Source organism: Streptococcus sp. CCH8-H5 (genome assembly GCF_001556505.1).
Classification (GTDB): domain Bacteria; phylum Bacillota; class Bacilli; order Lactobacillales; family Streptococcaceae; genus Streptococcus.
On record NZ_LSIZ01000153.1, the window covers coordinates 1 to 15,256 of the forward strand.

At 35.8% G+C, this 15,256-nt stretch carries 16 protein-coding genes and 1 pseudogene; 4 read left to right on the plus strand and 13 right to left on the minus strand.

The window, feature by feature from the left end:
- From AX663_RS10665 to AX663_RS09950, 6 genes are all read right to left on the minus strand, one after another.
- Window positions 1-124, minus strand: a 124-nt coding sequence (locus tag AX663_RS10665) for an alpha/beta fold hydrolase (protein ID WP_443031050.1), incomplete at its 3' end; no start/stop codon positions are given.
- Between the two features lie 131 nt (window positions 125-255).
- Complete coding sequence (locus tag AX663_RS11065) at window positions 256-429, minus strand: hypothetical protein (protein ID WP_002890505.1); 174 nt, start codon at window positions 427-429, stop codon at window positions 256-258.
- A 199-nt stretch (window positions 430-628) separates the two neighbouring features.
- Window positions 629-2,311, minus strand: coding sequence for an ABC transporter ATP-binding protein (locus AX663_RS09935; RefSeq protein WP_060973383.1), 1,683 nt, complete (start codon window positions 2,309-2,311; stop codon window positions 629-631).
- A 2-nt stretch (window positions 2,312-2,313) separates the two neighbouring features.
- Window positions 2,314-3,051 carry an ABC transporter ATP-binding protein gene (locus AX663_RS09940; RefSeq protein WP_060973384.1) on the minus strand — a complete coding sequence of 246 codons (738 nt, stop codon included), beginning with the start codon at window positions 3,049-3,051 and terminating at the stop codon, window positions 2,314-2,316.
- 134 nt (window positions 3,052-3,185) lie between these two features.
- Complete coding sequence (locus AX663_RS09945; RefSeq protein WP_060973385.1) at window positions 3,186-3,926, minus strand: ABC transporter permease; 741 nt, start codon at window positions 3,924-3,926, stop codon at window positions 3,186-3,188.
- Between the two features lie 277 nt (window positions 3,927-4,203).
- Complete coding sequence (locus tag AX663_RS09950; protein ID WP_037600261.1) at window positions 4,204-4,833, minus strand: TetR/AcrR family transcriptional regulator; 630 nt, start codon at window positions 4,831-4,833, stop codon at window positions 4,204-4,206.
- A 414-nt stretch (window positions 4,834-5,247) separates the two neighbouring features.
- Here AX663_RS09950 and AX663_RS09960 point away from each other — a divergent pair, with 414 nt between their 5' ends.
- From AX663_RS09960 to AX663_RS09975, 4 genes are read left to right on the plus strand one after another with little or no spacing between them, the layout of a single operon-like run.
- Entirely contained in the window at window positions 5,248-5,493 is a 246-nt protein-coding gene (locus AX663_RS09960) for a hypothetical protein (RefSeq protein WP_001813542.1), read from the plus strand.
- Window positions 5,490-5,825 carry a DinB/UmuC family translesion DNA polymerase gene (locus AX663_RS09965; protein ID WP_000806926.1) on the plus strand — a complete coding sequence of 112 codons (336 nt, stop codon included), beginning with the start codon at window positions 5,490-5,492 and terminating at the stop codon, window positions 5,823-5,825. The genes AX663_RS09960 and AX663_RS09965 overlap by 4 nt, the downstream gene beginning before the upstream one ends.
- A gap of 12 nt (window positions 5,826-5,837) precedes the next feature.
- Entirely contained in the window at window positions 5,838-6,206 is a 369-nt protein-coding gene (locus AX663_RS09970) for a hypothetical protein (RefSeq protein WP_000567222.1), read from the plus strand.
- Window positions 6,193-6,492 carry a DUF5960 family protein gene (locus AX663_RS09975; RefSeq protein ID WP_001072467.1) on the plus strand — a complete coding sequence of 100 codons (300 nt, stop codon included), beginning with the start codon at window positions 6,193-6,195 and terminating at the stop codon, window positions 6,490-6,492. Before AX663_RS09970 ends, AX663_RS09975 begins: the two co-directional genes overlap by 14 nt.
- 117 nt (window positions 6,493-6,609) lie before the next feature.
- Here the strand turns inward: AX663_RS09975 and msr(D) are convergent, their stop codons facing one another.
- The 7 genes and pseudogenes from msr(D) to AX663_RS10010 form a co-directional block, all read right to left on the minus strand.
- The gene (msr(D), locus tag AX663_RS09980) at window positions 6,610-8,073 is read right to left on the minus strand and encodes an ABC-F type ribosomal protection protein Msr(D) (protein ID WP_000420313.1); all 1,464 of its coding nucleotides are present in this window, start codon (window positions 8,071-8,073) and stop codon (window positions 6,610-6,612) included.
- Between the two features lie 119 nt (window positions 8,074-8,192).
- Complete coding sequence (gene mef(A), locus AX663_RS09985; RefSeq protein ID WP_000417519.1) at window positions 8,193-9,410, minus strand: macrolide efflux MFS transporter Mef(A); 1,218 nt, start codon at window positions 9,408-9,410, stop codon at window positions 8,193-8,195.
- Window positions 9,411-9,795: 385 nt separating this feature from the next.
- Window positions 9,796-9,966 (minus strand): hypothetical protein, encoded by a 171-nt coding sequence (locus tag AX663_RS09990; protein ID WP_000873143.1) that lies wholly within the window; start codon window positions 9,964-9,966, stop codon window positions 9,796-9,798.
- A gap of 945 nt (window positions 9,967-10,911) precedes the next feature.
- Window positions 10,912-12,999, minus strand: a complete 2,088-nt coding sequence (locus AX663_RS09995; protein WP_060973386.1) for a heavy metal translocating P-type ATPase — start codon at window positions 12,997-12,999, stop codon at window positions 10,912-10,914.
- The gene (locus AX663_RS10000; RefSeq protein WP_002890511.1) at window positions 12,983-13,345 is read right to left on the minus strand and encodes an ArsR/SmtB family transcription factor; all 363 of its coding nucleotides are present in this window, start codon (window positions 13,343-13,345) and stop codon (window positions 12,983-12,985) included. The genes AX663_RS09995 and AX663_RS10000 overlap by 17 nt, the downstream gene beginning before the upstream one ends.
- A 14-nt stretch (window positions 13,346-13,359) precedes the next feature.
- Window positions 13,360-14,175, minus strand: a pseudogene (locus AX663_RS10990) (ZIP family metal transporter).
- Between the two features lie 365 nt (window positions 14,176-14,540).
- The coding region (locus AX663_RS10010; RefSeq protein ID WP_060973387.1) for an alpha/beta fold hydrolase at window positions 14,541-15,256 on the minus strand (716 nt) is incomplete at its 5' end.

The window sequence follows — 15,256 nt, forward strand, 5'->3', positions numbered from 1 at the left end:
AAATGACATGGTAATTATGAGACAGGAGACGAGCTTGTCTAAGATAATTCCACCAAGAGCTACCCCCACCATGTATCAATAAAATGGGAGGCAAATTTTTATCACCAAACTCATGAAATTTCATATTTGATACCCTCCAAAATGTCTCATATAGACAGTACTATATTTACTTGAAAGTCTATGTTCACCTTTATTATTCTACTATTTACTCTGCTTAGCTCTGTTACAAGTAAGAGAGACAATATCGCAACCTACCTAGTCAAGGCCAAATTCCTTTCTCGCATCAGCTAGAGAAGAGACTTTACCTTGAATAATTTCCTGATGCCCGACTAAAATTTTCTTTTTCAAATCCTCAAAAGCCACTTGATACGTTGCCTCTGGAAAATCACTAGACACATATTTGCTTTGGTTAACCATTATATTTTCCATTTTTCTAAGCGTTCTATTTTGTATATATTTATTGTAACATGAAGAAGAAATATGATTCAGATAAAAATATCAAATGACTTACCATAAAAAGCCCTGTCACCAAGGCTTTTCATTCTACACATTTTCTAGGCCTCACAAGCAGTGATACCGCTTCAACATGTCGTGCTAGTATACTCCTATATTATAGAACGAAAGAGAATTACACACTCAACTCAAACAACTTATAAAACTCACCTCTCCTATCCATCAAGTCACCAAAAGAACCATCTTCAACAATGACGCCACCTTTCATAAAGAGAATTCTATCGTATTTTTTCAAAATGTTCTCATTCAACTTGTGGGTTACTACAAGTGCAGTCAAATCTTGAATATCCAAGATTGAATTTTCAATTTCAGTAGTTACTTGATTATCCAAAGATGAGGTTGCCTCGTCCAATAATAAGATTGGTGTTTTTCGAATCAAGGCACGCGCAATACTAAGTCTTTGTTTTTGTCCTCCAGATAGATTTGAACCATTCTCTCCACATAAAGTTTGTAGACCGGATTCATTTTCTAAAACATAACTTTCTAAACCTGACTGCTGTACAGCTTGATTTATTTCCTCATCAGTAAAGGATTGATTAAGAGTAATATTGGCTCTTAAAGTATCATCAAAGATATAAACATCTTGTTGAACAATCGTCATTAAGTTATAAAGGCTCTCTGCTGAAATAGCTTGTATATCTTGATTATCAATTAAAATATGTCCACTTGTTACATCATAAAAACGCAGTAATAGATTGAGCAAAGTTGATTTCCCACTCCCTGACATTCCTACAATTGCAATTTTTTCCCCTTTTTGAATCTTCAAAGATAAATGATTAAAAATTTTTTCTTCAGTATTAGGGTAAGAAAAGTCTATATTTGAAAAAGAAATAACATCATCGAAATATTCTTTCGTTTCACCAGTCTGAAGTCCAGTTACATCTTTTACCTCAAATGCATTAAGTGTTGCTTGCCCTTCACGAAATTTACTCATTCCCATACCAATTTCATTTAGTGGCATTACTACAAAATTGACTAGTTGAACAATAGCTGTCACACTTCCAATTGTGGTATAGCCATTAAATACTAAATACATCCCTCCACCAAAAGCTACCAAAAAAACAATCATCCCTGAAAGCTGGGAAATAACATTTGCTAAAACATCAAATTTTCCTTTTATAAAATATATCTCATCCAAATTTTCACTTTCATGACTATAATCCTCAAAGATAGCATCTTTCACATTAAAACTATTAATAACCAGAAATCCTGCTAAAATATCTTTAACCTTAGCTAAATACTTCTGATCTGCAATCATAGCACTATTTTGTAAAGAGGCTGATTTTTGCCCAATAAATCCTGATATCATCATCGGAATAATGCTAGCAATGATTACTAATAAGGTCAAAAACCAATTACCTATAAACATAGCTAGGAGTGAAAAAATCATTAAGGAAAGATTTTTTGAAATATTAAAATACTGGTGAAGATAATCTTGCTCAATTTTCTTCATATTTTCGGTTAATACAGAAATAAACTTCCCTGATTTTTCTTTAGAAAAGTCTCTATAATCGCTATCTAAAATAGATTGGAACACCTTGTTTTTGTATCTTGACATGATTTGCCTAACAAGTTTATTTCTCAATCGAAGAGATATAAAGTTCAGTCCTGCATAGATGAAAATAACACTAGCTCCTACTAGTACCGCTTGAGTTAAGGCATCTTCATTTTGGGACATACCACTATCAATAATACATTTAATAGAATAAGCAAAAGCAATATTAGTTAAAGGGACCAGTATATTAAATATCATGAAAGCATAAAAAGCCTTCTGATGATTCTTTATCAATTGTTTCATCCTTAATCTACCTCATAATTCTTAATTTCATTTAGAAAATGAGACATAAAATATTCTTCTAAGTTAATATTCTCTCTCCTAATCTCTTTCATAGAGACCTGTTCTACAATTTCTCCATTTTTGATAAAACCAATTTTATCTGCTATCTGTGAAATTTCCGATAATATATGACTCGATATTAGTATTGTAATTCCATGCTCCTTAGAAAGCGACAACAAAAGATTTCGAATTTCTTGAATTCCTATTGGATCTAAACCATTGATTGGCTCATCTAAAATCAACAATTTAGGTTTTGTTAGAAAAGCACGAGCTAAACCAAGTCTTTGCCTCATTCCTAACGAAAAATCTTTTACTTTTTTAGTCGTATTTTTTAATCCGACCATTCTTAAGGCTCTTATTATATCTGATTCAATAATATTTTTTCCCATATACTGAGCGTGAATTTCCAAGATTTCTTTTGCAGTGCAATTATCATAAAAAATTGGTGATTCAATAATACTTCCAATCTGACTTAGGATTTCTTCTCTGTGTTCTTGTAGATTTTTCCCAAAAATTTCAATACTACCTGATGTAATCGTTGATAGAGTTAACATACATTTCACTAACGTTGTTTTTCCAGCACCATTCGGTCCTAAAAAACCATAGATTTCTCCTTCAGCAATTTGAAGATTGATACCACTTAAAATTTCTTCTTTATCAATTGTTTTAAAAACTTCTTTTATTTCAACAATATTTCTCATTTCTATCTCTCTTTCTATATCCAGTTTTAAATGCAAGAATTTTTCTCCCAGAGCATAAATACTAATTTATACAGTCTCTTTTTTTATAGAAATCATTAAGGAATTATCACTTCCTTCAATTAAACTTAGGTATGCTACTTGATACTAATATCTTGTCTTGAAATATTAGAAATTGAAAATGAAGTAATCATTAAACTTATGAAACTTGCAAATATCAAAAAGAATAAGTCATCAGCAATATTATTAGATAGACTTCCTGGACTTACATTCGAAAGTAATGCTGCTAAACCAAGTCCTGTAAGCATTGTGATAGCTGTTGAATGCTTAATCATACCTAAAACAAAAGGTAGTATTCCGATTAATACTGTTCCAACCGCAATTCCAGCTAATTTAATCATTTGATTAGCTATTGGGATATAATTTGATTCGGTCAAAACTGCTACTAATTTAATTAATAATTGAATAACTAAATGTGCAGTAAAATGAGCAATAAATGATATCAGAATTACTGTAAGCACTTTTCCCCATAGTAACTTTAATTTAGAAACAGGGTAGGAAAATAGTTGAAAAATTGTTCTTCGTTTGAATTCATCAATAATAATCGTAGATAATAAATAAGATTCGAAAATCAAAAATGCTGCTTTTGTAAATAAAGATGAAAACAATGAAGCTACAATTGCCCAACCTTCCCATTTACCAGTAATTCTAATAACATTAGAATCCTGTCCAGTGAATTCTCCTAGTTTATTGTCAGTACCTAAACCCATAATAATGATTGTTGTAATACCTAACACTATAAATATAGTACACAACCAGGCTAAAAATAATTTAGATTTAGAAACTTTATTTAATTCAATTTTAATAAGTGACAACATAAATTCTTTCCTCCAAAGCGTAAATAAAGAATAAACTATTCAGACTAATCTCGACAAATATTTAAAAATAAGCTTATTCTTCAGACAATGTTACTATACATACTATTGGTATGTATATACTAAAAACAAACATACCTTCGGTATGTATAATAGATTTTTAATAACACACTTAAAGTATGTTATTTTTTAATTATAAATTATGTAAGATAATTTATTCAATTGATAATACATAAATAGAAATGAGTATTAACAAGAATCTCATGCGATGACTTAATTACTATTTTTTTAAGTGATCGAATAAGTTGAAAATCACCTCCATCATTTCATCAGAAATTAACTGTACCCCTAGACCTTCAAAAGTAAGTTTAATGAAATTCATTTTGCTTTTTAATTCTACTAATGAAAAAACGGAAATTTGAAAACCAATCCAAATATTTAGAGTTAAAACAATTAAATCTGCTAGCTCTTCTGGATATTCTGTTTTAATAGACCCATCTTCAACTCCTTCGTAAACTTTTTCTCTAATTTCGGGTAAAAAATCAGAAAATAGACCTAGATACTGCTCCCCTAACAAACGTGGACTTCTTAGCATGATTGAGGCAGAGTATACGAGCCTTTGGTGTTCAAAATTAGAGAAAGAGTCCATCAAAGAATTTTGTATCTTTTCTAATCCAGTATTTCCTCTCCAATTATAATTTAAAATTTCTTGATTATTTTCGCTAATGATTGTTTGCAGTATATCATATTTAGACTCAAAATGATGATAGATAACACCTTTTGTTAATCCACCTAAGCCATCTATGATATCTTGTATTGACGTATTATCAAATCCTTTTTCTAAAAATAAATTTTTTGAGACCTCTAGTATTTTTTTTCTAGTTTCATGTGAGTTTCTATTCCTTGCCATTTTAGTCCCTTTCTATCATACCAATGGTATGTAATTCTATTGTAGTGGAAGTAACTATTAATGTCAAGTTCTTTATTGGAATATGCAAAAAAAGCCTTACAATCAAGGCTTTTCATATTCCCTTTCGTTACAAGGTTTTTACGCTTTTACAAGTAATCCTACACACTCCACGTGTGCTGAGAGCTTTCTTCTATACTAATAGACGAAAGGGTGTGAAAATGATTTTTAAATGATACTGTGGAACGGAACAGTAGCCCTAGTATTGACTACTGTCGTTTCTATTCATATTGGCTATTCTAGGACTGAGATGAAAAAATCTATAAATGCTCAGAATAAAATTGAACCCGCAAATCTCCCCAAAACAATGGTGAGTCATGTACTTGTATTATTCCGAAAAAATACACCTCTGGTGCAGTGAGACAAATTGGTGTATCTTATAGTGGCTTCGTAGATGAAAGCTATACTCTACTATCACTCTTTGATGATGTAGAACAAATTGAAAAAGATAATAGACTTCAGACAGCTATTGATGTTGTCAGAGAACAGTTTGGTTTTTTAGCCATACAAAAAGGAACCGTCCTAACTGAAGGTTCCAGAAATATTGAACGCAGTAAACTTATCGGTGGTCATTCCGCGGGTGGATTGGAGGGATTAAAATGAAACAAGAAAAAAATACAGTACAATTTTCAGAAATCCGTAGCAAAGGATGTAATGATATTGAAATGCTTGAAAGATTTTTACATGGAATCGTTGAAACAGCAACTTCAAAACTTCGTCAGAGAAAACTCAAAACAACTGAAATATCGATACGACTAGTACATGCTAAATCTGAAAACCGATTACCATTGGAATTTACATTTAGCATTAAGCCAACAAGCTCATCTGTGATAATCTATACTGAGGTAATCAATCGCTTTAAAGAATGTTACACAGGTGGGGGAATTCAAGGTTTTACGATTCAATTTGATAAAAATACCCTTGCCTCTGCATAGGAAGGATTTGATATGATTGACCGTTCATATTTACCATTTCAATCAGCAAGAGAGTACCAGGATACAAAGATGCAAAAATGGATGGGCTTTTTCCTATCTGAACATGCATCAGCACTCTCTGATGATACAAACAAAGTAACGTACATGTCTGACTTATCACTAGAGAAGAAATTATTACTCCTCAGTCAAGTATACGCCGGGCAGCTACGCACACGCATTCAAGTGATTGAAAAAAACAAGCGTGTTTCCTACACTGGAACAATACCAAGTCTGACCAAAGATTTCATTTTGATAAAAACTACAACAGGTCACATCAATTTGAAATTAAAAGACATTATTAGTATTGAACTTGTCGAGGAGGTGCTCTATGAATCAGCTTGAGTTTCAGCGTAATCACCTACAAATGGACTATTATAGCGAGAGCTACCAAGATTTTGAACGTGACTTCTACCGCTACTCTAACATGAATATTCCATTGACCTTCCTAACTGATGATATCCTAAAAACAATGGCGACTTCACGTAAGAATTACTTTGTCCTCAATAAGGAAAAGTCCAGAGATAACCGCGATCACTTCTTCATATTTGAAGTAAGTACCGTAGATGAGAATCCGCTAATCTATCATTATACATATAAGAAAACTACAATATATTTAGCAGAAAAATAGGAGCAGTTCAATTGACTGTTCCTATTTTTAATATTCATAAAATCTAAAGTCTTTATACTCTTTAACAATGGAGTCGCCAACCAGAACAGACTATACTGACCAGCGACTACCTTAAATTTAATGTTTCAGATTTATTTTCTTATCTCTAATTTCATAAACTACATCTGCTACATTTTCGAGTAATCGTTTATCGTGGGTGATAAACACGATAGTTCCGGTGTACTCCTTCATTAGTATTTCCAAAGCCTCTAAACTTGGTATGTCAAGGAAGTTACTGGGTTCATCCATTATTAGGATGTTATATCTACCCATGAGCATTTTAGCAAGCAACAATTTTATAATTTCTCCACCGCTTAAAACAGATAAACTTTTTCCAATATCGTTCTGTTTGAACCCCATAGATGCTAGCACTGAACGAATTTCTGATATATTGTAGTCACAATCCTTCTGCATAAACTCCATAACATTCTGATTACTGTTGTACTTGTAACCATTCTGTGCAAAGTAACCTATTTTTGCCTTAGGCGAAATAGAAATTCCTTCTTCATGGTTTAAGATCATTTGGATTAAAGTTGTTTTTCCGATTCCATTACCACCAGTTAACGCCACTTTTGCTCCTAACGGAATTTGAAAAGATGCATTTTCAAACAGAGCCTTATCCCCAAATACTTTATTAATTTCTGCACCGACTATAGGGTATGGATTATGGAGCTCCAATGCTTTACTTTGCCTGAAACGAATTCTGCGAATGCCTTCCGGAGCTTCTACTTTTCCTAAGGCCGCAATCCTGTGCTCTAGGGTTTTAGCAGCATTATACATCTTTTTTTCCTTACTTCCTATTGATTTTTGATGAGCTAAACGCCCTCCGTCTTCAGTACTTTTTTTCTTTGAAGAACCTTTTGCCTTCTGTTCTATTTTACGAGCCTGTTTTCGCTTTTCCTCCGCAGCCCTTTCCAATCGGGCACGTTCCGCAATAAATTGTTCGTATTCTGCAGCTTGGCTCTTACGTTCTTCCTCTTTCTGACGAAGATAATCAGAATAGTTTCCCCAATACTCAGTGATTTTGCCATCTTTCAGTTCCCATATTTTATCTACTATTTCATCAAGAAAATAGCGGTCATGGCTAATAACTAACAGTGCACCTGTAAAATATTTTAGCTGTCCTATTAGAAAATCAATTCCTTCACGGTCTAAATGGCTCGTAGGTTCATCCGCTAAAATACCATGAACCTGTGCCGATAAGGCCTGTGCTATTTTAAGCCTTGTTTCTTCACCACCGCTCATAGTCTGTATATTTAATTGCTCAACACCTAGCTTGCCTACAAGTGCAAAATCTTTTTCCTCCTGCAGAGTTACTTCGTCCAACTGGGGAATATAGGCAAGTTCACCCAGACGATTCATTTTACATCCTGGGGGAGTTAATTCTCCTAAAAGTACCCTGAGTAAAGTGCTTTTTCCAGCACCATTTGCTCCTACTAAACCAATACGGTCATAATCATATACTTCTAATTCATTTATATCTAAAACATCGCGTCCTTTGAATTCCACACGAATGTCTTTTGCTTTTAATATTAATTCCATAACATTTCCTCCTGTCTATAATCGCATGCTTTCATTTGCTTGTATGCAGGGAAAACCCTGCGATTTTAGCAGGAAGAGTTACATGAAAATAAGATACATAAATATTCCTCCAATATTGTTTATTTTAAATCTAATTTTCTAACCTCAGTTATCATTTGGCAAACTATAGCAATGCCAATAATTAAAATACCTGATAGTAAAAACCAATGATTTACACCGATTTTATCAGCAAAGAATCCAGAAAGAATTAACCCAATTGGCATAGCAAGTGACATGATACTTCCGATCAAAGAAAATACACGTCCTAAATATTCAGGCTTAATTTTCTCCTGAAAAAGAGCTGTTTGCACACCGCTATAAAATGGCACCGAAAGCCCCATTATTGCACAGCAAACTACGAATATTACAAATCCATTTGGAGGAAGTATTCCCGAAACGGCTAAACTGGTCCCCATTATAAAAAATGAACTTGTTATTAGTAATACATGCTTTTCGAAGCCCCCTAATCTTCCTAATAATAAGCCTCCTGCTAGCATCCCAAATGCAAAGGAAATTTCCGTAATAGAAATATGCACAGGCGTTCCATTAAAGTGTTCCATGCTTATTAAAGGAAATAGTGCATTGATTGGCATATAAACAAAAGTATATAGTGTTCCTAAGAGTAATAAGGCAAACAATCCTTTGTTTTGTCTCAGAACCACAACTCCTTCTTTCATCTCCCTTATGAAATTTGGTTCTAAACTTTGCACTTGATTACCCAGCTTAGGTATACGTACAATTGCTACCGTAATAGATGCAATCACAGCACCCAATACGTCGATGGCAATAATAGCATTTAAATCCCAAACGGAGTATAAGAGTGCTGCAACTGCCGGACTAACAATATAGCTTATAGACTGCAAAGACTGACTATAGCCTGCGCATTTCGTTAGCTGTTCTTCTGGTACTAAAAGTGGTGTAACCGCATTGAGTGCTGGGGTATGAAAAGCTGTTCCAATGCTACGGATAAACAATACTATCATAATCATCCAGACAGGTAGCTCCATACAGAATGCAACAATAGCAAGCACTGCACCAGCTGCTGCGATAATTAAATCGGCACCAATCATTATCTTCTTCCTATCATGACGATCCACTAGCACACCAATGGCAGGTCCCAAAATCGCATAGGGTAAAAAACCTACTAATGAAGCCATAGACAAGACCATCGCAGATCCTGTTTTTTCTGTAAGGTAAAAAATAATCGCCATTTGCAGGATGGCACTAGTGATTAATGATACTGCTTGCCCTGCCCATATTGCATAAAATTTTCGTTTCCAATTGTTGTATTTTTCCATTTATATTATCTCCTGCATATTATTTTGCTTGAATTTCTATTTTGAATAGCATTCTAGGCAATAAAAAATGCAGGCCAAACCCCACAATGTGGCTTTTGGTCTGCATACATACAATTTGGAAACATTCATATTAAAGACATAGTTAAATAAAGGTATAGTTAAATAACCAATATCCTCACCGTAACTAATGAATGCTCAATATCGTATAAATAAGCACAACAAAAAAGCCTATCATCGGGTATAGATTCTGCTTTTTTTATTGCCAGCTTATCTTAAACGCATTGAGGCTGTCATAGTTTCGGTTCCTCCTACATCTTTGTTTATATCAATTTATAGTATAACACAACAAGATGATATGTTCAATATAAAAGTTATGGAATGAGACTCATACTTCCAATTCGATGCCAGATTTAAAGGATATGACGAAGTTTTCTTCATAGACTGTAACGCTCTGGATTATCTTCCTTAGTAGCAAGCGATTAGCTTTCACAAAATCTTCTGTTTGTAGTTTTAAAAATTCATCAGGATTTTCTAACTCAACCTCAAAATATTTCATTTTACATTCCCTCATTTCATTTATTGATAAATTGAGTTTGCAAAAAAGAGTGGACAATTTTTGTCTACTCTTAACCTTTAAAATAGTTTTTTTTAATCGATTTGAAGTTGCCTAAATTATTACTTATTCGGTAAAATGAAGTATTGCTTTCAACAGATTTCCTTCAACTACACTTCACTTGATTCAAACAAGGTGGGTACATTTCTATTCCCACAAACTCCTTGTCAATGGAAACAAACACGTACCCACAGGGTAAATGGAAATAGAAACTGATAATTTCTAGCTATCACTTCTACTCATTCCAAAAATTTTCTCACTCTGATACTTACCCACCATAAAGCAAAAAGCCTTGCAATCAAGGCTTTCATTATCCCTTTCGTTCAAAGGTTTCTAAGCTTTTACGAGCAGAGCGACACACTCAGCGGTTCGCTATCTCCGTTCTGTCTGCGTGCTAGCACTTGTCAATCACGGACAGCTATCGCATGGGCGGAAGTAAATGCTAATCTTCGTCGTTTTACTCCTTGACTAGCAAACTTACCGCCTCAACATGTGGAGTTAGTCAACATCTATATTATATAACGAAAGTGATAGAGTTGTTGTTTAAAATTAAACTTTAGAATGAAAATATTTAAAAAAAGTAGATCACTTTTAGAAGTGTCCTACTTGTATTATTTTTATTTAAAAAGGGATAAATCCTTAACAAAAGGGGTGTACTCCCGCGCCTTCGGGAAGGAAAAAAAGAAATGGCGCAAAATCAAGGTTTTATTTTTGAAATTTACCAGAAAATACCCTTAATGAAAGTAACGTAGTTCTTGTTGATGGTCATAGTGTGTTCTATTGATGCACGTTCAACGGTTACTAGATTTAGGTTAAAATCGTTAAAGCCCATATCATAGTTTAAAAAAGCGATTATACAAAAACTTGTATATCGCTCTGTTTGTTCACTTACTTTGACAAAGTGGAGGTATCTATCCTCAAGGTCCTCAATGCATTCCATACTGCCAGTAGCGTTACACCAACATCTGCAAAGATTGCCTCCCACATATTAGAAATTCCCAATCCACTTAGAACCAAGAAAATTAGTTTAACTACAATAGCCAAGGTCATGTTTTGCCGAGCTATTCTGACTGTCTTTTTAGCCAGTCGAATGACTTGAGGAAGTTTTCCAAGGTCATCATCCATCAGTACAACATCTGCTGATTCAATGGCTGCGTCCGAACCTAGCCCTCCCATAGCAATACCAACATCTGCCCTAGCAAGAACCGGTGCATCATTCACTCCATCTCCAACAAAGGCAACAGCCTGCTGAGACTGAGTCAGAATTTCCTCAAATGTACTCACCTTATCCTGAGGCAAGCAATCTCCAAATGCATCATTGAAGGCAAATTGCTGTGCAAATTCATCAACCACTGCCTGACGATCACCTGAAAGGAGAACCGTTTTTTTAATTCCGACCGCCTGTAAATCCTTCAAGGCCTCGATGCTCGTCTCCTTCACTTGGTCTGTGATAAGGAAATAGCCTAAAAAGTGACTGTCCTCTGCCAAATAGAGAACTGTTCCTGTGCTGTCAATAGCTGGATAAGCAATCCCTTGAACTTCCATTAATCTAGCATTCCCAAGATAGAGCTGTCTGCCATCTATCCTACCGGACATGCCCTGCCCTGGTAGCTCGGTAATCTGACTCACCCTATTCTCGTCCACTTCCTGTCCATAGGCTGTTCGAATCGAGTTTGCGATTGGATGATTGGAATAGCTTTCCAAATGGGCAGCGAGGTACAGAATATTATCCTCGATACCTTCTGCGTTGACAACGGTATCTACCGCAAAGATACCTTTTGTAATTGTCCCCGTCTTATCAAATACGACCGTATCCAACTTGGCAAGAGCCTCTAAATAATTTCCACCTTTCACTAAGACACCTAATTTAGATGCTCCCCCTAGCCCGCCAAAGAAACTCATTGGTACCGAAACCGCAAGAGCACAAGGGCAAGAAATGACTAAAAAGGTAAGTGCCCGATAAAGCCAAGTCGACCACTCCCCTAAACCAAGCAAGGGAGGCAGGCTTGCAAGCAGAAAAGCGATTCCGACAACCACTGGTGTATACACACGCGAAAAACGTGTGATCATCCGTTCCGTCTCCGCTTTTTTATTGCTTGCATTTTCAACTAATTCCAAAATTTTGTTGACCGTTGATTGCGAAAAAGTCTTACTCACTTCAATTACCAATGGACTAGTCAAATTGATCACACCACTTGTAATGTCCTCACCAACGCCAATTTCCCTAGGCAGTGATTCTCCTGTCAAGGCTGACGTATCCAGAATAGAACGACCTTCTCTGACCAGACCATCTAGGGGCACCTTCTCCCCAGGCTTAACTAAAATATGGTCCGCAACCCTTACTGTTTCAGGGTCTACTTGAACGGTTTCTCCCCCCTCTAGTCTCCAAGCCTTATCCGACCGAATATCCATCAATCGTGCAATGGACTGACGAGATTGAGAGGTGGCCTTATCTTGGAAATACTCCCCAATCTGATAAAAAAGCATGACGGCTACTGCCTCTGGAAATTCTCCCAAGAGAAAGGCTCCTAAGGTCGCGATACTCATCAAAAAGTTTTCATCAAAAAGATTACCACGTTGAATATTTTGAACCATCTTGATAAGAACCTTATGGCCGATAATGATATATAGGGTCAGATAATAGACCAGACGAATCCAGAAATACTCCTCTGGCAGGAAAAAGCCGAAGGCAAATAGAATCATAACAGCAAGTAGCAGCTCTTTCGCCCAATCTCGTTTTTCTGGAAGTGCCTCTTCCTTTTTCTCACTGATAACTTCGATTCCAGGTTCAATAGCATCCACCAAGTCAATAATTTCCTTATCTATCCCATCTTCGCTTTTTGTTTCCAAAATCAGCTTTTGAGCTATCAGATTGACAGTGGCAGATTCTACCTGCTCCAATTGATTGACAGCACGTTCAATCTTAGCAGCACAATTGCCACAGTCAATTCCTCGAAGTTCATACTCTTTCTTCATGTTTTTCCTCTTTCAAATGTTTCAGTGTCAAAGACAAGACTGCTGCGACATGATCGTCCGCAAGTTCATAATAGGTCATCCTTCCTTTTTTCTCCCCCTTGACCAATTGGCAGTCCCGCAGATAGCGTAGTTGGTGAGAAATAGCAGACTTGGTCATCTGTAACGCAATCGCTAAGTCTCCGACACAAATTGGATTTTGCCGTACTGCTTGTAAAATCCGCAAACGAGTTGGGTCAGAAATCGCCTTAAAAAAATTGGACATATTTAGCAATGTAACGGTATCAAACTCCGTCTCATGGACCCCTTGAATTAAATCTGGATTACAAGCTGTTAAACACTGTGACATATTTTCTATTCCTCCTATACTAAAGTTGTATCAAGTAACATCATGATTAGAAATCCGGCCATAACCCCACCTGTCGCAATATCGGTATTCTTGTGCTCTTGAGCACCTGGCACAAGTTCTTCCACTGCAACATAAATCATGGCTCCCGCCGCAAATAAGAGAGCATAAGGTAGTAGCTGGGTCATAGACATAACAGCATAGGCCCCTAAAACAGCTGCAATCGACTCAACAATCGCTGACATGGCGCCATAGTAGAAAGCTGATTTCCTACTTCGCCCTTCTACCCGTAGTGGCAAGGACAAGGCAGAGCCTTCTCGAATATTTTGGATGCCAATTCCCAAGGCCAATCCAAGGGCACTCATTCACGTAAAGGAAAGTCTAGTTGCGAGATTTGCCACACTAGCAAATGCCACACCAACTGCTAAGCCCTCTGGTATATTATGAAACACTACCGCCAGATAAAGCAGCATGGTCTTTGATAAGGGTCTTTTGGGATTCAAAATCCCTTCCTTATCACTCATCTGATGATTCAAATGTAGGTCGGGAACCAAATAATTAATAAAGCGGATAAATAAGCCCCCGACAATAGAACCAACAGCCGTCGTCAACCAGTAAAATCTGTTCGTAGCTATTGACTGGCTATAGTCCAAAGAAGGGACAAGCAAAGGCCAGACTGCCGCTGCCAAGCCCATCATCATATCCATGAATTTTTGATGAATGGTTTTGACAAAAAAGACCAAACTAGCACCGATAAGGGTACAAAACCAGTTGAATAAGCCAGCTAATAAAGCTTGCATTACTGGTGATAGAGAAGAAAAATTACATCTCATACCTCAATAATCGATGATTCAGTTGAACAACCACTTAACTATTATCATTATAGTTGAACACTCGCTCAATTGTCAAGGAAGAAAGTAAAAAAGCTATGAGAAATCCCCATAACTTTGTAAATTATTGAAGCAATCTCGTGTTCTTAGAGAATATCACAATGCCATAAAAAGCCCAAAGGACTATTTGGAATTATCATATCATATAACGCTTCGACACAATTTAACGATTACTATATTGAGAAACAAACTTTACTCCTCAAGAAAGTTAGATGTTCCCAATGCTATCCGTAAGAGTACTTAAAACCTTGAAACATACTGATTTCAAGGTTTTTATAACGTGTTGAAGATTATGTACTATTTTTGGTTCAGTTTACTATAAATGAATCACTCTTTAAAAATGGTATCACCAAATCAACCCACTCTTGAGGCAGGTAAGCTGATAAATAGCCGTGATTATATCCCTTTACTTCATACAAAATCGTATTTGGATGTAGCTGCTGAAATAATTTCGCCGATACTTTCACACAGTTTAATTCTTTTTCACCATAGATATACAAAACCTGAGCTTTGCTAGCAGAAATCGTATCCTTCAGCTTGTAACGCCCCATATAGTTTTTGTAAATGGTCACCATTGTTTTGACAAGCGTCCTTGGCAGATCCTCCAAATAATAAGCTTTTATTTCCTCTGGATAAGCCAGTTTAGGATAGAGTTTGTTCATCATGCTTAACTGAAGTTTGCAAGAGAATTTATTGAACATCAGTTTACCAAATAGAGACACTAGAAAGATGCTGATTTTAGCTAACCTTGGTTGAGGAATACAGAGGCTTCCATCTATGATGGCCTTCTCAGCAATTTCACTGTCTAAAGACAAAAGCTCCATGGAAATTTGACCACCAAGTGAAACACCACCAATCGCAAACAATTTCCCACCACAGTTTGATTTGATATAGTCTAGAATCTCCAAAGCAGAATCTTCAGTAGAAACATAATCAAGTTTGTATTCTTCACCATGACCATTGAGTGTTGGTAAAATGACATGGTAATTATGAGACAGGAGACGAGCTTGTCTAAGATAATTCC